General features: G+C 67.5%; 12 protein-coding genes. 6 read left to right on the top strand and 6 right to left on the bottom strand.

All coding sequences use genetic code 11. The features are described from left to right. Window positions 1–681 precede the first annotated feature (681 nt). Window positions 682–1,254 carry a hypothetical protein gene (locus tag VGC13_RS27185; protein ID WP_331128471.1) on the top strand — a complete coding sequence of 191 codons (573 nt, stop codon included), beginning with the start codon at window positions 682–684 and terminating at the stop codon, window positions 1,252–1,254. A 10-nt stretch (window positions 1,255–1,264) separates the two neighbouring features. Next, window positions 1,265–4,240 carry a type IV secretory system conjugative DNA transfer family protein gene (locus VGC13_RS27180; RefSeq protein WP_331128470.1) on the top strand — a complete coding sequence of 992 codons (2,976 nt, stop codon included), beginning with the start codon at window positions 1,265–1,267 and terminating at the stop codon, window positions 4,238–4,240. 221 nt (window positions 4,241–4,461) lie between these two features. Here the strand turns inward: VGC13_RS27180 and VGC13_RS33735 are convergent, their stop codons facing one another. Further along, on the bottom strand, window positions 4,462–4,671 hold the full coding sequence (locus VGC13_RS33735) for a helix-turn-helix domain-containing protein (protein WP_414683020.1): 210 nt from the start codon (window positions 4,669–4,671) through the stop codon (window positions 4,462–4,464). A 155-nt stretch (window positions 4,672–4,826) separates the two neighbouring features. Continuing rightward, entirely contained in the window at window positions 4,827–6,092 is a 1,266-nt protein-coding gene (locus tag VGC13_RS27175; protein WP_331128469.1) for an AI-2E family transporter, read from the bottom strand. Between the two features lie 156 nt (window positions 6,093–6,248). Between VGC13_RS27175 and VGC13_RS27170 the strand changes: the two genes are divergently transcribed. Continuing rightward, complete coding sequence (locus VGC13_RS27170) at window positions 6,249–6,476, top strand: hypothetical protein (RefSeq protein WP_331128468.1); 228 nt, start codon at window positions 6,249–6,251, stop codon at window positions 6,474–6,476. Between the two features lie 473 nt (window positions 6,477–6,949). Here VGC13_RS27170 and VGC13_RS27165 read toward each other — a convergent pair whose 3' ends face one another. Then, entirely contained in the window at window positions 6,950–7,495 is a 546-nt protein-coding gene (locus VGC13_RS27165) for a DNA-3-methyladenine glycosylase I (RefSeq protein WP_331128467.1), read from the bottom strand. A gap of 296 nt (window positions 7,496–7,791) precedes the next feature. Here VGC13_RS27165 and VGC13_RS27160 point away from each other — a divergent pair, with 296 nt between their 5' ends. The 3 genes from VGC13_RS27160 (at window position 7,792) to VGC13_RS27150 (ending at window position 10,938) form a co-directional block, all read left to right on the top strand. Then, on the top strand, window positions 7,792–8,040 hold the full coding sequence (locus VGC13_RS27160) for a pinensin family lanthipeptide (protein ID WP_331128466.1): 249 nt from the start codon (window positions 7,792–7,794) through the stop codon (window positions 8,038–8,040). A 310-nt stretch (window positions 8,041–8,350) separates the two neighbouring features. Continuing rightward, window positions 8,351–9,274 carry a hypothetical protein gene (locus tag VGC13_RS27155; protein ID WP_331128465.1) on the top strand — a complete coding sequence of 308 codons (924 nt, stop codon included), beginning with the start codon at window positions 8,351–8,353 and terminating at the stop codon, window positions 9,272–9,274. A 293-nt stretch (window positions 9,275–9,567) separates the two neighbouring features. Then, complete coding sequence (locus tag VGC13_RS27150; protein WP_331128464.1) at window positions 9,568–10,938, top strand: aspartate aminotransferase family protein; 1,371 nt, start codon at window positions 9,568–9,570, stop codon at window positions 10,936–10,938. Between the two features lie 231 nt (window positions 10,939–11,169). Here the strand turns inward: VGC13_RS27150 and VGC13_RS27145 are convergent, their stop codons facing one another. The 3 genes from VGC13_RS27145 to VGC13_RS27135 all read right to left on the bottom strand — a co-directional run bounded on the left by VGC13_RS27145 (window position 11,170) and on the right by VGC13_RS27135 (window position 16,752). Further along, window positions 11,170–11,757, bottom strand: a complete 588-nt coding sequence (locus VGC13_RS27145; protein ID WP_331128463.1) for a hypothetical protein — start codon at window positions 11,755–11,757, stop codon at window positions 11,170–11,172. 278 nt (window positions 11,758–12,035) lie between these two features. Next, on the bottom strand, window positions 12,036–14,492 hold the full coding sequence (locus tag VGC13_RS27140; protein WP_331128462.1) for a PBP1A family penicillin-binding protein: 2,457 nt from the start codon (window positions 14,490–14,492) through the stop codon (window positions 12,036–12,038). A gap of 31 nt (window positions 14,493–14,523) precedes the next feature. Then, window positions 14,524–16,752 carry a PBP1A family penicillin-binding protein gene (locus tag VGC13_RS27135; protein ID WP_331128461.1) on the bottom strand — a complete coding sequence of 743 codons (2,229 nt, stop codon included), beginning with the start codon at window positions 16,750–16,752 and terminating at the stop codon, window positions 14,524–14,526. Window positions 16,753–16,817: the final 65 nt, after the last annotated feature.

Here is a 16,817-nt window from a genome sequence, read left to right as displayed (position 1 = left end):
GAGTCACCCATGTCGTAGATTCACGGGCTTGTGGACGGATGGTTGCTTCGACACCACCCATCTTACTGCAACCCAAGAAGATGCGACATGGGTTTTTTCTAGCTATGACTCACGGATCCGGTTTGGGGTGAATAAGGCAGGATCAGAAGCGCGGTAGCAGCACCATCCACATGGCGAGATCGTTTCCTTCGTTTGAAGTGGTCAGCTCACGCTACATACCTGCCAGGAGCATATCCGAGGCGGACCGGCTTAACGGCGTAAATCCCCAGCCGGTCGAGTGGACGGGCAAAGTCCAGGCGGTCTTCGATCTGAGGCGGTCGCTACAGTGTACCCGCGAAGATGGTAGCGGATGCTACGCGAACAACTGGCTTACAGCCGCCGAAGAAGTCGCAAACATCACTCGTCGCAACGGCCGGTGGAGCATTGAACAGGAAGGGCACCGCCCTGGCTATGAAGCTTTCCAGTGCTCGCGCCTGCCCGCCATTCACCGCGACATTCAAGCACGCTTCCCAAGCAGCAGCATCTACCCGTAACGGGATCATCGGCTGCAGCGCGGTGTGGGATTTCAGGCATGAGGCTCCGAGCGGGGCCTCATGCTTTTTTTGTTGACAGAAGAAGGTTGTCGCACTAGACGTTTGTGATCCGCTTCATTCACCACCTTTCATTCTTCCTGAGGTCGCTATGATTTACTTCATCGTCTTCTGCATTGTGGTAGTGTTGTTGATCGCCGTCGTCATCCGCACGGATAAGCAGTCTGTCGATGACTCGCTATCGCACTGGCATCAATCGCTTGAAGGGGTGCGCTGCACGCCGCGCGAGTTCTACGACCGGGTGCGCTCAAGGCTGGAAGAGGAGAACCTGTCAGGGCTGCACATCAAAGTCGTGGCCTGGCACGAAGGGGGTATTCACACCGAGAAACGCGACTATCTGCGTATTCGTCGGGGCGACTACATTTTCGACCTCTGCGCGGCCCCCGTGGGCAACAGCTTTTTTGTGTCGTCGTGGCTTTCCAACTCGCGCGACGGCATTCTTGAAATGCTCGCTCCCGTGCCCTTCATCGGCTGGTTCGCTCGCTCCCTGCTGCATTTCTTCGCGCCTGTGACGTACTTCCGGGTTGATTCGGCAGCCATGTTCCATGCGCTGGTGCACAACGCGGTGCTTGCCGAAATCGACGAGATGACCACCCTTACGGGCTCCCGGATCCCCGATACACTGCGCCGGCCGGTCATGCGAGAGATATACGCCGCGAGATAGGCGCTCTGCGGTGGGGCTCCCCTACGGCTCTTTCGCCGACCAGCTGATTACGCAGTTCCGCAGGTTTGAGCTGCGCGGGCGGGGGTGGCTCGTGTTCCCGCATCCGGTGGAACTTGAGCCCCCATTCCGCCCGTTCCTGTCCCACACCGTCATCCGCGCGCCGGTACCTGACGACGCGCGGCATTCCTTCCAACCGCTCCCCTCCCTTTCCGCAGGGCTCGTTGAAGCACTCGACCCGCCTGAACACCCGATTCAGGAAGCGCGGGACACGGGAGGCATAACCGAGTTTACGGTCCTTCTCCCTAAAGACTTCAATCTGCGGGTAGAGGCAGCAGAGCAACTTCTTGCTTCCTTCCGCTTCTGTCTGCATCCAGTCAGCTTCGAGCTAGTAGCGACCCTCGATGGTGTCTGGCTCATCCTTGCCTGCGCGGAGGGTGATGCAGAGCACCTGAGCGCGCGCCTGGCTGCCTTTGCGCCGGACGCTGCACTGGTGCTCGATGATGTCACGCTTGCCGAATGCTGGTACGATTCGCCGCACGATGGGCTCGTAGTCGATCTTGGGCTCTCCAAAGAGTTCATGCGACCGCTCCCCTCTCTCCGGCTGCACGCCCTTGATCCGCTTGCCGCAGCCATAACCGCGCTCGGCCGGCTTGAAGAGGATGAGGTCGGTATTCTCCAGGTGCTATTCACCGCGGCGAAAGCTCCGTGGCCTCAAAGCATCCTCACCTCGGTGCACGGAAACGATGGTGAACCGCTGACGCTGCTTGGAGAGGGCTTGGCGGAAGCCGCCAAACGCAAGGTCAGCAAACCGCTTTTTGCCGTGCGCCCGCGCATCGCTGTGAAAGCTGCAGGGCATCCGCGACGTATACAGCTGCTTCGATCGGTCCTGGGGGCATTCGCTCCTCACTCAGTGACAGGCACAAACGAGCTGATCGCGCTCGACGGCGCGGATTGGTCAGCTGACGCACAAGAAGAAGACCTGATCCAGCGGACGGCGCATCGCACGGGAATGCTCCTCAACGCTGAGGAACTGGCAACTCTCGTCCACCTGCCGGGTGAGAAAGTTCTGGCGCCGCGATTCGTCCGAAAGCAGCGGCGGAGTCACCCCGCCCCAGCGTTCATGCGCGCCGATGGAGCGCTCCTGGGCACGAACAGGCACGATGGAGTTGAAACAGAGATCTCGGTCCCGCTCTCCCTGCGGCTCCGCCATACCTACATCATCGGCGGGACGGGAACCGGGAAATCTACGCTCCTCCTAAACCTCATCCTTCAAGACATAGAGGCCGGACACGGGGTCGCAGTGCTTGATCCGCACGGCGACCTGGTGGATGCCGTCTGCATGCGACTGCCGGAAAGCCGCATCGGGGACGTTCTCCTGGTTGACCCCACAGATGAGCAGTACCCGATCCCCCTAAATATCCTCTCGGCAAGTAGCGATCTGGAACGAACGCTCCTTGCCTCAGACCTGGTTGCCGTCTTTCGCCGGCTCTCAACGAGCTGGGGCGATCAGATGAACGCGGTGCTTGCAAACGCTATCCTCGCATTCCTGGAAAGCGATGTTGGGGGTGCGCTGCCTGAGCTGCGGCGCTTCCTGGTCGAGAAAGAGTATCGTGCCGAGTTTCTGCGTTCAGTCCGGGATCCGGAGATCGTCTACTACTGGCAGCGCGAGTTTCCCCTGCTGTCAGGCAAACCGCAGGCGCCGATACTCACGCGCCTTGATGCCTTCCTGCGCCCGAAGCTCATCCGGCGCATGGTATCTCAAACCCGAGGAAGCGTCGATTTCCGGAAGGTGATGGATAGTCGCGGCATCCTGCTTTGCAAGCTGTCTCAAGGGGCAATCGGCGCTGAGAACAGCTATCTCCTAGGCGCGTTGATCGTTTCCAAGCTGCAACAGGCAGCGCTCTCCCGTCAGGACACCGCGAGTTCTGACCGTGTGCCGTTCTTCGTGTTCTTGGACGAGTTCCAGCACTTCGTCACTCCCTCTGTTGCCGATCTTCTGACCGGGGTGCGTAAGTATGCCTTGGGCCTCACACTCGCTCACCAGCAGCTATCGCAGTTGAGCGGAAAGTCAGACGAGTTGGCCGATGCAGCCCTAAGTGCGGCAACCCGCATCGTTTTTCGCGCAAGCGACAGCGACGCTAAAGCGCTATCCTCCGGCTTCTCGCATTTTGAAGCGGCCGATCTCCTCAATCTCTCAACAGGTGAAGCAGTCGTTCGGGTCGAGCGGGCAGAGTATGATTTCAACTTGAAAACACTTGCTGCTGCTGAAGTTGACCCGGCCTCAGGGCGCGAAACGCTTCGCAACATCATCGATGCTTCCCGAGCACAGCATGCGGTAGAGCTTTCGGAGAATGAACCTGCACGCGATGCGGCAGAAACACCGCCAGCCGACACTCGCCCGCCCGTTGCTGAACCGAAAGCACATCCCCGAGCGCCAGAGCCAGCAGCGCCGCCGCCCCCTGTAAAGCTGCCGCCGAGCTTACCGGGCGCTGGAGGTCAGGAGCATCGGTATCTGCAGAATCTTGTTAAGGGGTTCGGCCACGCAGAAAACCTCCGGGTCAGCATCGAAGTTCCGATCCTCGATGGAGTCGGCCGGGTCGATGTAGTGCTTGAGCGGGAAGGCTTTAGGGCAGCGGTACAGGTCACGGTGACAACACCGACTGAACACGAGGTGGCAAATCTCCAGAAGTGCCTTGCTGCCGGGTTTGATGTCGTGGTGCTGACGAGTCCGGATGGAAAGAAGCTTAAACGAGCTGAAGCGGCGGTGCGGAAAGTTCTTGCAGCCTCAGAGCTAAGTCGCCTCCTCTTTACAGCGCCTGAGGATCTGCCGCAGCTGATCCGATCATGGGCAGAAGACAAACCCTCAGGTGAGGTAGTTTCAGGGTACAAGGTGAACGTGCGGATCAACGAACCGTCGTCGGATGATGCTTCGATGCGGGAGCGCATCCGCGATCTACTGACCCGCTCCCTCAAACGGAAACGATGAGTGCGAGAGTGCAGGGGCAAGCAGCAGGGCGGGTAGTGCTGCCTGGGGGGAAGAAGGGGTTAAGGCAGCAATCACAGGGGTGATCAACCCCGTGAGGTAAGTCCGATTTACCCGCCCTTTGGGGGTGTACAGAACGTCACAAAAACCGGGGGCTCTCCCAAGGGCAAAGAAAAGGCGGGAGCATTTCGCTCCCGCCTCGCCTATGTCGTAGTGGTCGACCTTCACGCGGCTAAGCGTGGATCGTACCCTAAGAACGTTGTCACTGCCGACCAATTGCACCCCCGCGGCCGCCGAACGGAGAGACGTTCCCAATGGCTGAATTTCTTCCCGTCCACACCTACAGCCGCACCTGCCGCATCAAGAGTCAGTCCTAGCAGTATCCGGCGGTGCCTGAGATGATCCCCAAGCGTAGCAAACCCCTCCGGCGCCACTGACCCGTCCTTGCGCCAGGTTCGCGTGCACCTGCAAAATGGGAACGCAACCCCGCACTTCCGCACTTCCGCACTTCCGCACTCACGCACTCACGCACTCACGCACTCACGCACTCACGCACTCACGCACTTCCGGCGCACTCCCGCACCTTCCATCAATCCACCACCAGCGGCTGCTCGCCGCGAAACAGGCTGCTGCCGCGGTACCGGGTAAGCGCGTATCCCAGCAGCAGCTTTACCAGCACGGCCAGCGGCACGGCGATCAGCAGCCCCACGAAGCCGAAGAAGTAGCCCGACACCGCCAGCGCCAGCAGCACCCACACGGGGTGCAGCCCCACCGCCTCGCCCACCACCCGCGGGCCGATGACGGACGAGTCCAGCACCTGCACCACGGCAAAGACGGCGGCGATCTTGAGCAGCGCCACCAGCGGATTGGCGGAGAACAGCGCGATCACCAGCGCGGGGATCAGGCTGGCCACCAGCCCCATGTACGGGATGATGTTGAAGACGCCGGCGATGGCGCCCAGCAGCAGCGCATAGGGAAAGCCGGCGATCCAGAAGCCGATCCAGGTGAGCACGCCCACGATGGCGGCCGCCAGCACCTGGCCGCGCAGGTAGCGCGCGAGCAGCCGGTCGTATTCCGACGCAAAACCCACCACGCGGTCACGGTACGGCCCGGGCACCAGCTCCCTGAACTTCAGAAGGATGCTGCGCCAGTCGCGCAGCAGGTAAAAGGTGATGATGGGCGTAAGGAACACGTAGCTCAACAGGCTGAGCACCGCGCCCACCCCCGCGCCCACGCCCAGCAGCCCGCTCCACACGCCGCGGGCGATGGCTTCCTGCCGCTGCTGCATCCACGCCATCACCGCCTCGGGCTGCACGGAGCGCATGCGCTCCAGCACCGCCTGCTCGTCGAGCCAGGGCAGGTCGCGGGTCTGCAGCTGCGCCTGCCACTGCTCCAGCCGCGTGGTGGCCGTCTGCAGCAGCTGCGGGGTGCCGCGGATGAAGTCGGCGATCTGCGCGCTCAGGGCCGGAATGCCCACGAAGAGGATCAGGCAGATCACCCCGATGGCGGGAAGCGCCAGGATCAGCGTGGCGGCCAGCCGCGAGACGCCGCGCTTTTCCATCCGCGCGATCAGCGGGTGCTGGATGTACGCCAGCACCAGCGCCAGGACGAACGGCGCCAGCAGGAACCCGGTGGTGTCGAGCACCCAGACAAAGGTGAGCAGCGCGGCCGTGCTCACCAGCATCACGTGGTAGCGCGTGCCGGAGTACGGCTGCACCAGGAACAGCAGCAGCAGAAAGAGGATGAAGGGATTGAGGATGCTCTTGATGCTGAACAGGAACAGCGCCAGCACGCCGATGACGAGGACGGCGTGCCAGGTGCGCCAGTTGAACGGTTCGACGGCCCTGTCGTTCATGCGATTTTCAGGTCGTGCGGGATCAAGGTCCGGAATGGGTGCACAGAGTAGCGCGGCGGCGGGGCGGCGGCCAGAGCGGGGATGCCGGAGCACGGCCCGGACATTGCACAACACGCAGGCTCACAGGCACTTAGCCGACAACCGGAGGGAACTGCGATGAACGGTCTGATGCGGATGCTGGTGCCGGGGCGCCGGAACATGAAAAGCATGGCGATGATGGGCGCCGCCACCTGGGCGATGAACCGGATGGGCCGCCGCAGCCCGCGGGCCGCGCGCGGCGTGCGGATGGTGGAGGCCGCCACCTGGGCGGTTCCGCTGGGCCTGATGGCGTACGACAAGTTCCGCGCGCGCCGCGCCGGCGCCGGACGCGCCCCGCTGGACTGAGCGCCGTTCGCCCTTTCGAGGGACGACGAGGCCGCCCCGGTACGCCGGGGCGGCCTCGCTTCGTACCGAAATCCTCAAAAGAACCGGGCCTCACACGGAAGAACCGGGCCTCACACGGAGCCAACGGAGTTAACGGAGTACTTGCCCTCCGTTGACTTCGTTGACTCCGTGTGAGAGGGTGTCGCTAAACCTCGAATCCATAACGAAGCGGTGACTTCCTGAGGGAGCGCACCACGTGTAACCAGAAGTCACACTACAGGTTGCGCGCGACCGAAGGACCTCGTCCCGGCGGCGCAGGGGCCAGATCAGGGCACGGAACCAGCCCCGTCGTTCTGCTGGCGAGGTCCTTCGGTCGGCGCCAAGGTGCAGTGTACAAGCGAGTTACAGCGCGGCGCCTCCCTCAGGAAGTCAATCACGCTGAGAGGTTTGGCAACACCCTCTGAGGCATCCCGGGATCCGCGGACGCGAAGTGCTCAGCCGGGCGCATTCCGCGCCCACGGCGGGCCGGCGGCGAGGACGCGGGGATAGACGGGGCACTCGGGCTTGTGGGCGCCGGGGAGGTAGCCCAGCGACATCAGGAACTCGCCCACGATCTCGCCGCCGGTAAAGCGGAAGGTCTTCTTGAACAGCCTGATCCACTCCGCCTTTTCGCGCGGGTGGTGCGCATCCAGCCATCCCGCGAACGATCCATGCTCCCCCCGCAGCTGCTGGATGCGGCGCGCGTTCTGGATCACCGCGTCCACCTTGAGCCGGTTGCGGACGATGCCGGCGTCCGCCAGCAGCCGCGCGCGCTCCTCGTCCCCGTACGCCGCCACCCGGTCCACGTCGAAGCCGTCGAAGGCGCGGTGAAAGGCGTCCTTCTTTTTCAGGATCGTCAGCCACGAGAGCCCGGCCTGGTTGATCTCCAGCGCCAGCCGCTCCAGCAGCTCGGCGTCGCCGCGCAGGGGAAACCCGTACTCGTGCTCGTGATACGGCCCATGGAACGGATGCCCGGGCGCGGCGTCGCAGTAGGATGACATGACGGAAGCGTGTGAGGGGCGTGTCACAATCCGGGGTGTTTGTCCCTTCTTGCACAATCGGGGCGGGACGGACAGCGCGCGCGTTCACGATGATTATGCGGCACCGCTGGACGGAACGCGACCGTGCCCGTTCTTTCTTCTCTTTCTTCGTGCAAGCTCGCCCCGGGCAGCCGGGGGGGTCTTCATCATGCGCAGGCGGCCGTCCGGCTGGCTGCGCTTGCGGGGCGGAGCCGGCCGGCGGCAGCGCGCCACGGAGGATCCGCCCATCCCACCCTTCCTTTCCAAAGGAGCACCTCATGAAGAAGCTGCGCCTGGAAGACCTGTCGGTCGAGAGCTTCGACACGACGAAGGAGAGCGATGAGCGCGGGACGGTGCAGGGACACAGCGGGCACGAAGGAACGGGATGCATCTACACCTGCGGCCACTGCGAGAGCTTCGTGGAGTGCTCCCAGACCTGCCACCCGTACGGCTGCTCGGGATCGTTCGACTACACCTTCTGCGCGTCGGATTGTGCCACCAACTGCGACGACACCCAGTGCTGTTAGTGTGCTGTTAGTGTCGCGACGCAGCGCAGGATGACCATCGCCGTGGGCGGGATGCAATCCCGCCCACGGCGACTCGTTCCGGACCCCTCTGCCACCCCCCACGCATCCATCCGCCCGTCCCGCGCATCCAACCCAACGTCTGGCGACATCGGGGGTTCGTGGACCGCGCCGAACGGGCCGTTCACTTCCGCGTGCACGCACGGGGAACGCCTGCTATTTTCTCAACTCTCGCGCGCCGAACGCCGCCCCGCTATGATGTACGCCCACCCTCTATCATCCGGAGGTTCGTTCATGGCCCGGAACAGTGCGCATGTCTGACGAGCAGGGCGACGCGCCGCGCCACCACCCCTTCGTGCTGGGGATCATCGGCGATTCGGGGAGCGGCAAGAGCACCGTGGCGCGCGGCGTCCGCGAGCTCATCGGCCCCGCGCGCGTGACCACGCTGGAGCTGGACGACTACCACCGCTACTCGCGCGCCGAGCGCCAGGAGCTGGGGCTCACCGCGCTGAACCCCATGGTGCACAACCTGTCGCTGGTGCAGGAGCACCTGAACCTGCTGCGCCGCGGGCGCCCGGTGCGCAACCGCAGCTACGACCACACTGACGGCACCTTTGGCCCCCTGCGCCTGCTGGAGCCCGAAGAGGTGGTGATCGTGCGCGGGCTGCTGGGCTTTCCCACCGAGGAGATGCGGTCGTCGTACGACCTGGCCGCTTTTCTGTATCCCGAGCCCGAGCTGCTGTTTCGCTGGAAGCTGCGCCGCGACACCAAGTCGCGCGGCTACAGCGAGGCCGAGGTGCTCAAGAGCATTGCCCGGCACCTGGTCGACAGCAAGATCTACGTGCTGCCGCAGGCGGACCGCGCCGACCTGGTGGTGCGCTACGAGGTGCCCGAGTGGGACGCGCCCGACAGCGAGGTGCGCACCACGCTCACCCTGCGCCGCGCCGCCGCCGACGCGGTGCGCGGCAACGGCATCGCCGCGCGGCTGGGCAGCCACGGCGCGCTGGAAGAGGCGGACGGCGGCGAGCTGATCGTGCGCATCGACAGCACCCTGCCGCAGGAGGTGGTGGACGCGTGGGGGCAGGAGCGGTTCCCCGAGACGTACGCCTCCGCCAGCTACGGCATGTACCAGGGGGACGAGGGCGACGCGGGCCGCTTGGTGCCGCTGGCCTTTACCCAGCTGCTGATCGCCGACCTTGCCCAGAAGCTGCGCCGGCCCGCGGAGATGAGGGAATAGGGAATCTAGGGAATAGGGAACAGGGAATAGGGAATAGCCTGCACGGGATCGTCGCGAGGGGGGGTGCGGCGTGTGGCGGAAGGTGCCGTACAGGAGACACAGGCGGGCGCCGCGGACTTCCGCGGCGCCCGTCCTTTTTCTGTTCGCCGGCTTGCCCCGCTCGTCCCGCCGACGCAAACTCCTCTGCTCACGCACTCACGCACTCACGCACTCACGCACTCACGCACTCACGCACTCACGCACTCACGCACTCACGCACTCACGCACTCACGCACTCACGCACTCACGCACTCGTGTCCCCGCTGACCGGAACCGCCCTGCCGTCCCTCGCCGTCCCGCCGCCCGGGCCGCGCTCGCGCGCGCTGGCGGCGGAGCTGGCGCGCTGGGAGTCGCCCAACGTCACGTACCTGGCGGACGACTTTCCGGTGTTCTGGGATGAGGCGCGCGGCGCCAACGTGCGCGACGTGGACGGCAACGTGTTCGTGGACCTGACCGCCGCCTTTGCCGTGGCGGGGCCGGGGCACGCGCATCCGCGCATCGTGGAGGCCATCCAGCGCCAGTCCGCGCGCCTGCTGCACGGCATGGGCGACGTGCACCCCCCGGCGGTCAAGGTGGAGCTGCTGCGCGCCCTGGCCCAGGTGGCGCCGGGGGGGCTGACCCGGAGCATCCTGGCCAGCTCCGGCGCGGAGGCGGTGGAGGCCGCGCTCAAGACGGCGATGCTCGCGACCGGAAAGCCGCGGGTGCTGGCCTTTCACGGCGGCTACCACGGGCTTACCTATCGCGCGCTCTCCGTCAGCGGGCGCGAGGACTTTCGCGCGCCGTTCGCGGCGCAGCTGGGCTCCGCCGCCGTCTTCGTCCCCTATCCCTACCCGTACCGCTCGCCGTTCGGGCGCGACCCCGAGGAGGTGTGCGCGGCCACGCTGCGGCTCATCGAGCACACGCTGGATACGCCCGGCTCCGCGTCCGAGGGGATCGGCGCCATCCTGGTGGAGCCCATCCAGGCCCGCGGCGGCGACGTGGTGCCGCCCGACGGCTTTCTTCCCGGCCTGCGCCGCATCTGCGACGAGCGCGGGCTGCTGCTGATGCTGGACGAGATCTACACCGGCTTCGGGCGCACGGGACGGTGGTTCGCGTGCGAGCACTGGGGCGTGGTGCCGGACGTGATGATGGTGGGCAAGGGGCTCACCGGCGGCTTTCCGTTCGCGGCCTGCATCGGCACGGAGGCGGTGATGGATGCCTGGCCGCGGTCCACCGGCGAGGCGCTGCACACGTCCACCTTCCTGGGCCACCCGGTGGGATGCGCGGCGGCGCTGGCGTCCATGTCCGTGCTGCGCGACGAGCGGCTGGTGGAGCGTTCTGCGTCGCTGGGGGCACGGATGATGGGCCGGCTGATCGACATCGCGGCCGGCCACCCCAACGTGGGCGAGGTGCGCGGGCGGGGGATGCTGATCGGGATGGAGATGGTGCGCGACCGCGGAACGCGCGAGCCGGCGCCGGAGCTGGCGGGGCGGCTGGTGGTGGAGGGGCTGCGGCGCGGGGTGCTGCTGCTGGGCGGCGGCATCCACGGCAGCGTCCTTTCGCTCTCGCCCCCGTTCGTGCTGACGGACGCGCAGGCGGACCACGCGCTGGGCGTGATCGGCGAGATCCTGGACGAGATGCGGTGACAGACAGCTGACACGACGCGCTGCCTCGATCTCATCTCAAGTTCGAAAAAACGACATCGAAAGTACAGAGGAGCAGAGAACAGGCAGAGGAACAGAGAAAATCGGCCTTCTCTGCTCCTCTGGCTTTTTTCTGCCCCTCTGTACTCCCCCGCTTTTCCGGGTGAAATGATACGCGGCCTCCACTCGCGAGGGTGGAGGCCGTCTTCATTCAATCATCATCGAGGGCGCGGATCAGTCTTCGTCGTGGCGCTGGGGGAGGGAAGACTGGATCAGCTGCTGCAGCTGGCCGCTGCGGGAAAGCAGGTTTTCGGTAAGCGGCTCGATCTGGATCATCCGCCGGCGCAGGCGCTCTTCGTACGCGCGCGCCTGCCGCGCGATGTCGGGCTGGCGCAGCGCGTCGGAGCGCGCGCGGATGAAGCGGGCCTGGATCTGCGCCAGCTCCCGCTCCAGCGCGGGCAGGCGCTCGGCGTCGCCGCGGCGGCGGGCGGCGGTGATCTCGGCGGGAATGCGCTGCACGCGCGCGGCAAGGCGCGGAAGCTCGGGGTCGGCCGCGTCCATGGCGCGCTGCACCGCCGCCATGAACTGGGTACGGGCGCGCAGCAGCTCGGCGTCCTGCAGGGCGCGGTCGTGCACGCGCTGCAGGTGCGTGCTGATGCTCTGCAGCTCGCCGTACCAGTTGATGACCGACTCGCGCGCCTGGGGCTTGGCGCGCGCGCCGGGCACTTCGGTGGCCGCGGGACGCGCCTGCGCCGCCGCGGCCAGCGGCATCATCAAGACGACGGCGGCCACCGCCGCAACCCGCCGAATGGAACCCGCCAAGCGACCCACCCCCTCTGGATTCGGAAGCGTGCCGGACCCTCCGGCAACGAGGCGCCGCGCCCCCGGTCGGAGCGCGGCGCCCGTCTACAACCCCGTAGCACGCCGGGAGTTTCACCCCGTCCCCCGGTGAAAGAGCCGTATCAAACCAGATCCTGAAAAAGAACGATCGAGGGTCTTTGTTTTCCCGGGTCCGGGATCACGAGGAAGCAGAGGAAGCGGAGTCGTTTCTCTGCGTCCTCTGCTCCCTCTGGGTGATCCTGTCTTTTGCGGAGTCCGCCTCAGCCCCGGGAGCCGGCTCGCGCCCCGGTGCTGTCGGGCGGGGGCGGCGTGACGGGCTCGCCCAGCAGCGGAGGCTCCGGTTCCGCCGGCTCCGGCTCGGCGGGCTCCGGCTCCGGCGTGGGCTGCGAGGGTGGCGGCTGCTGCGGCGGCGGGCGCTGCGGCTGCTGCTGGGGTGGGGGCCGCTGCGGCTGCTGCTGGGGTGGAAGCGTTCCGCCGACCGGCGGGCGGGCGCCGGTCGTGGGATCCGTGTTCACGCTGCCGGGAAGCGGGCGGCCCTGGGCCTCGCCCTGGCGGCGGCGCTCTTCCAGCTCCGGCCAGTCGATCCCCTTGCTGCGCAGGTCGCCCGTGCCCACCGTGTCGGGGTCGTAGGCCTCGTAGCTGTACGCCCCCAGCTCCTCGTCCGAAAACACGGTGTCGAAGGCCATCGCCGGGTACTGGTTCCCCGGGTAGCAGACCGGGCGCGGCGGGCGCACGTGGACGAAGTACTCGGTGTACGTCTCGCCCTGCGGCGGGCAGGCGGGGTCCACCACGTACCCCGTGGCCCGGTCCACCGTCTCGGTCACCACCCCGCGCGGCTCCGCGAAGTCGCCCCCGCGGCCGCCGATGCGCGACATGATGCGCCCCCACACCGGCGCCGCGATGGTGCCGCCCGACGCCTCGCGGACGATGGTCTGCGGACGGTCCAGCCCGAACCAGACGGCGCCCACCAGCTCCGGCGTGTACCCCACGAACCAGATGTCGGTGGCCCCGTTGGTGGTCCCCGTCTTTCCCGCCGCGGGGCCGCGAAAGCCCGCCGCCCGCACCGGCGTTCCCGTGCCCCGGTCCACCACGTCGCGCAGCATGGTGGTGAGCACGAACGCCGCGGCCGGGTCGATCACCCGGTCGCGCTGGGGCTCGGCGCGGTAGATGACCTCGCCGTGGCGGTCCTCGATGCGCTCGATGACGTGCGGCTCCGGCAGCCATCCGCCGCTGGCCAGCGCGGCGTACGCCCGCACCAGCTCGATGGGCCGCACCTCGGCCGAGCCCAGCGCCGTGGAGGGAACGTTGGGGATGGGGGTGGTGATCCCCATCTCCCGCGCCGTCTGGATGACCGACGACATCCCCATCTCCTGCGCCAGCTGCACCGTCACCGTGTTCTTGGAGCGCGTCAGCGCCTCGCGCACGGTGATGGGCCCGTCGTACCGCCCGGTGTAGTTGCGCGGCGACCACACCTCGCCGCCGGAAAGCACGAGACGCACGGGGGCGTCCTGGATCTTTCGCGTGGGGGGAACGCTGCGCTCCAGCGCCGTCAGGTAGACGAACGGCTTGAAGGCCGAGCCGGGCTGCCGCATCCCCTGCCACACCCGGTCGAACTTGCTGTCCTCGTAGTCCCGCCCGCTGACCAGCGCGCGCACGGCCCCGGTGCGCACCTCCATCACCACCGCCGCGCCCTGCAGGTAGGTGGTGGCGCCCTCCTCCGTCTCGCCCTTGGCCTCGGGCCACGTCGGGTGCCGGTACGCGCCGAAGCCGCCCGCCTCGATGGCGTCGGCCTGCTTTGCGATCTCTTCCTCCGCCGCCCGCTGGGCCGCCGGGTCAAGCGTGGTGTACACGCGGAGGCCGGAGGTGTAGAACTCCGGTCCCACCCGCTCTTCCAGCTCGCGCCGCACCCGCTCGGTAAAGTACGAGCCCCGCCCCGTGCCGCTGTCGGTGCGGCGGGCCAGGCGGATGGGGGACTCGGTGGCCTCGCGCGCCTGCTCGGGCGTGATGAACCCCGCCTTGGCCATCTCGCGCAGCACCAGGTTGCGCCGGGTGCGGGCCGCCTGCCGGTTTTCGCGCGGGTTGATGCGCGACGGCGACTGCGGCAGCCCGCCGATGAGCGCCGCCTCGGCCAGGGTGAGCCGCGTGGCCGGCTTGCCGAAGTAGGTCTGCGCCGCCGCATCCACCCCGTAGGCGCCCTCGCCCAGGTAGATGTGGTTCAGGTACAGCTCCATGATCTTGCGCTTGTCCAGCGCGCGCTCGATCTGCCGCGCCACGCGCACCTCCAGCACCTTGCGGCGGATGGAGCGGTCGCGGTAGTCCAGCTTTTCGGGGAACAGGTTGCGCGCCAGCTGCATGGTGATGGTGCTGCCGCCCTCTTCCACGCCGCCCGCGCGCACGTTGCGCAGCAGGGCGCCCATGAAGCGGCGCCAGTCCACCCCGCCGTGGTCGTAGAAGCGGCGGTCCTCCACCGCCAGCACGGCCTGGGGAAGGTACTCGGGAAGCGAATCGAGGGGGACGACGCGCCGGTTGACGGTCGCCAGGGTGCCGAAGGGCTTGCCGTGCCGGTCGAAGAGCTGCGAGCCCTCCGCCTGGAACTGCTCAAGCTGGCTCACGGGGGCGCATCCGCCCAGGCCGCAGGGGCCAAACCAGAGCCAGCCGAACGCGGTCAGGCCCAGGCCGAGAAGGATCGACAGTGCGATCAGCAGCTTGCGCTTCATCTACTCGTCCCGGTCCTGATCTATGTGTGTGTCACCGCCGCTCGTCCGGGGTGATGAAGTCTTCGGGGCGCGGCTCGCGCGCCTGCCCCGGGAAGACCGGCCGTCCGGGAAGCTCCGGGGTGGGGTCCACGAACTGCGGGGCCGCCCGGGGCTGCGGGCACGACGCCTCGGGCACGTGCCTGGCCGCGAAGTAGTCGGGCGTGCCACCGCCGCACCCTTCGGCGTACACCGTCCGCCCGCTCACCCGCCGCGTCACCACGTCCGGCGGACGGGTCCAGGGCGCGGGCGGCTTGCGGTTGGCGTATGCGGTACGCATAACACGGGCCCACACCGGCACGGCAAGTGTTCCCCCCGTGGCCCCCGATCCAATGGGGCGCGGGTTGTCGAAGCCCAGCCACACCCCCGCCAGCAGGTCCGGCGTGTATCCCACGAACCACACGTCGGTTGCGTCGTTGGTGGTCCCCGTCTTTCCCGCCGCGGGCACGTCGTACGACAGGCCGCCCACGGAGGGGTCGCGCACCAGGTAGCCGGTGCCGCGGTCCACCACCTCGCGCAGCATGTCGGTCAGGATCCAGGCGATGCCGGGCTCCACCGCGCGCTGCGGCGGCGGGGCCGGCGCCCACAGCAGCTCGCCGCGGTGGTTTTCCACCCGCGCCACGAACTGCGGCTCCACCCGCCAGCCGCCGTTGGAGAACGACGCGTACGCGGCCATCATGTCCAGCGGGTACACGCCGCCCGAGCCGATGTAGCTGGACGGGTAGCCGGGGATGCGCGTGCCCAGCCCCGTGCGGCGGGCCAGGTCGCGCACCTTTTCGATCCCCGTCTCGCGCCCCAGGCGAATGGTGGCCAGGTTGCGCGAGTTGCGCAGCGCCGACCGCAGCGACGTCCATCCCCCGTAGCTGCCGTCGTAGTTCTTGGGCGACCACACCTCGCTGCCGACGCTGATGGACAGCGGCCCGTCCGAGATGCCGGACGAGGGGGCGCGGCCGTTTTCCAGCGCCGCCGCGTAGACGAACGGCTTGAAGGCCGAGCCCGGCTGCCGCAGCGCCTGCGTGGCGCGGTTGAACTGCGACTGCTGGAAGTCGCGCCCGCCTACCAGGGCCCGCACCAGCCCCGTGGCGGGGTCCAGGGCCACGACGATCCCCTGCAGGTACGGCGTGTGGGTGACCGCCTGGCCGGGCTTGAGGCCGGCGGTGAACTGCTGGTAGCTGGGGCCGCGAAAGCCGCCGTAGGTGCCGGCCTCGATGCGGCGCAGGTGCTCTTCGAGCCCCTGCTCGGCCGTGCGCTGCAGCACGGGGTCGATGGCGGTGTGAATGCGCAGCCCGCCGGTGTACAGCAGCTCGCCGAAGCGGGCCTCCAGCTCGCGCCGCACGGCCTCGACGAAGTACGGGGCCCCGCGCGCGCCGCCGGGGGGCGACAGGGCCAGCGGCGTCCGCTTCCCCTCTTCGGCCTGCGCGCGGGTGATGACGCCCTCGCGCGCCATGGCCTCCAGCACCACGTTGCGCCGCCGCTCGGCGCGCTCGGGGTGCCGGCGCGGGTCGTAGGCGCTGGGGGCCTGCGGAAGGCCGGCCAGCGTGGCCGCCTCGAGGTAGCTCAGCTGCCGCGCCGGCTTGCCGAAGTAGCTGCGCGCCGCCGCCTCTACCCCGTACGCGCCGGCGCCCAGGTAGATGTGGTTGAGATAGAGCTCCAGGATCTTCCGCTTTTCGAAGCGCCGCTCCATCTGCATGGCCAGCTTGATCTCGGCCACCTTGCGGCGCACGGAGGTCTCGCTGGCGGGGAGCTGCTGCGGAAACAGGTTGCGGGCCAGCTGCATGCTGATGGTGCTGCCGCCGGGCCCGCCCCACCCCTTGATCACGTTGTCGCGCACCGCGGCGATGATGCGCACCGGGTCCACGCCCTCGTGCTCGAAGAAGCGCTTGTCCTCGATGGCCACGAACGCCATGGGCACGTGCGCCGGCAGGCTGTCGATGTCGATGACGGTGCGGCGCTCGCGGTAGAACTGGCCCAGCACGCCGCCGCGGGCGTCCAGCACCAGGCTGGCCTGCCGCGGGGCAAAGCTCTCGATGCTCTCGGCGGTGGGGCAGGTGCCGGCGCACGCGCGCGTCCACGCGGCCACCATTCCGCCGGTGCCGCACGACCCCAGCGACAGCGCCGCCAGGCCGATGACGATCTTGCGCTCCTGCCGGTCGTGCCAGGCGCCGCGCAGGCGCGTCCAGCCCTCGCGCGCGCGGTCGCGCCACAGGTCGCGGTCAAACCGCATCCAGGGAGTTGCCAATGCCTTGTGCTTCCGGTTTGCTCGCGGGTGGAATCAGCCTACATAGATAC

Source organism: Longimicrobium sp. (assembly GCF_036399255.1).
In the GTDB taxonomy this organism is placed as follows: Bacteria; Gemmatimonadota; Gemmatimonadetes; order Longimicrobiales; family Longimicrobiaceae; genus Longimicrobium.
Note: the sequence above shows the minus strand (reverse complement) of the source record. Positions and strands in the feature narration are given on the sequence as shown.

Bases quoted from the DNA above. Each gene is read 5' to 3' on its own strand.
- VGC13_RS27135 (WP_331128461.1), bottom strand. From the start codon at position 16,752: ATGCGGTTTGACCGCGACCTGTGGCGCGACCGCGCGCGCGAGGGCTGG.
- VGC13_RS27175 (WP_331128469.1), bottom strand. From the start codon at position 6,092: ATGAACGACAGGGCCGTCGAACCGTTCAACTGGCGCACCTGGCACGCC.
- VGC13_RS27165 (WP_331128467.1), bottom strand. From the start codon at position 7,495: ATGTCATCCTACTGCGACGCCGCGCCCGGGCATCCGTTCCATGGGCCG.
- VGC13_RS27140 (WP_331128462.1), bottom strand. From the start codon at position 14,492: ATGAAGCGCAAGCTGCTGATCGCACTGTCGATCCTTCTCGGCCTGGGC.
- VGC13_RS27160 (WP_331128466.1), top strand. From the start codon at position 7,792: ATGAAGAAGCTGCGCCTGGAAGACCTGTCGGTCGAGAGCTTCGACACG.
- VGC13_RS27185 (WP_331128471.1), top strand. From the start codon at position 682: ATGATTTACTTCATCGTCTTCTGCATTGTGGTAGTGTTGTTGATCGCC.
- VGC13_RS27155 (WP_331128465.1), top strand. From the start codon at position 8,351: ATGTCTGACGAGCAGGGCGACGCGCCGCGCCACCACCCCTTCGTGCTG.
- VGC13_RS27170 (WP_331128468.1), top strand. From the start codon at position 6,249: ATGAACGGTCTGATGCGGATGCTGGTGCCGGGGCGCCGGAACATGAAA.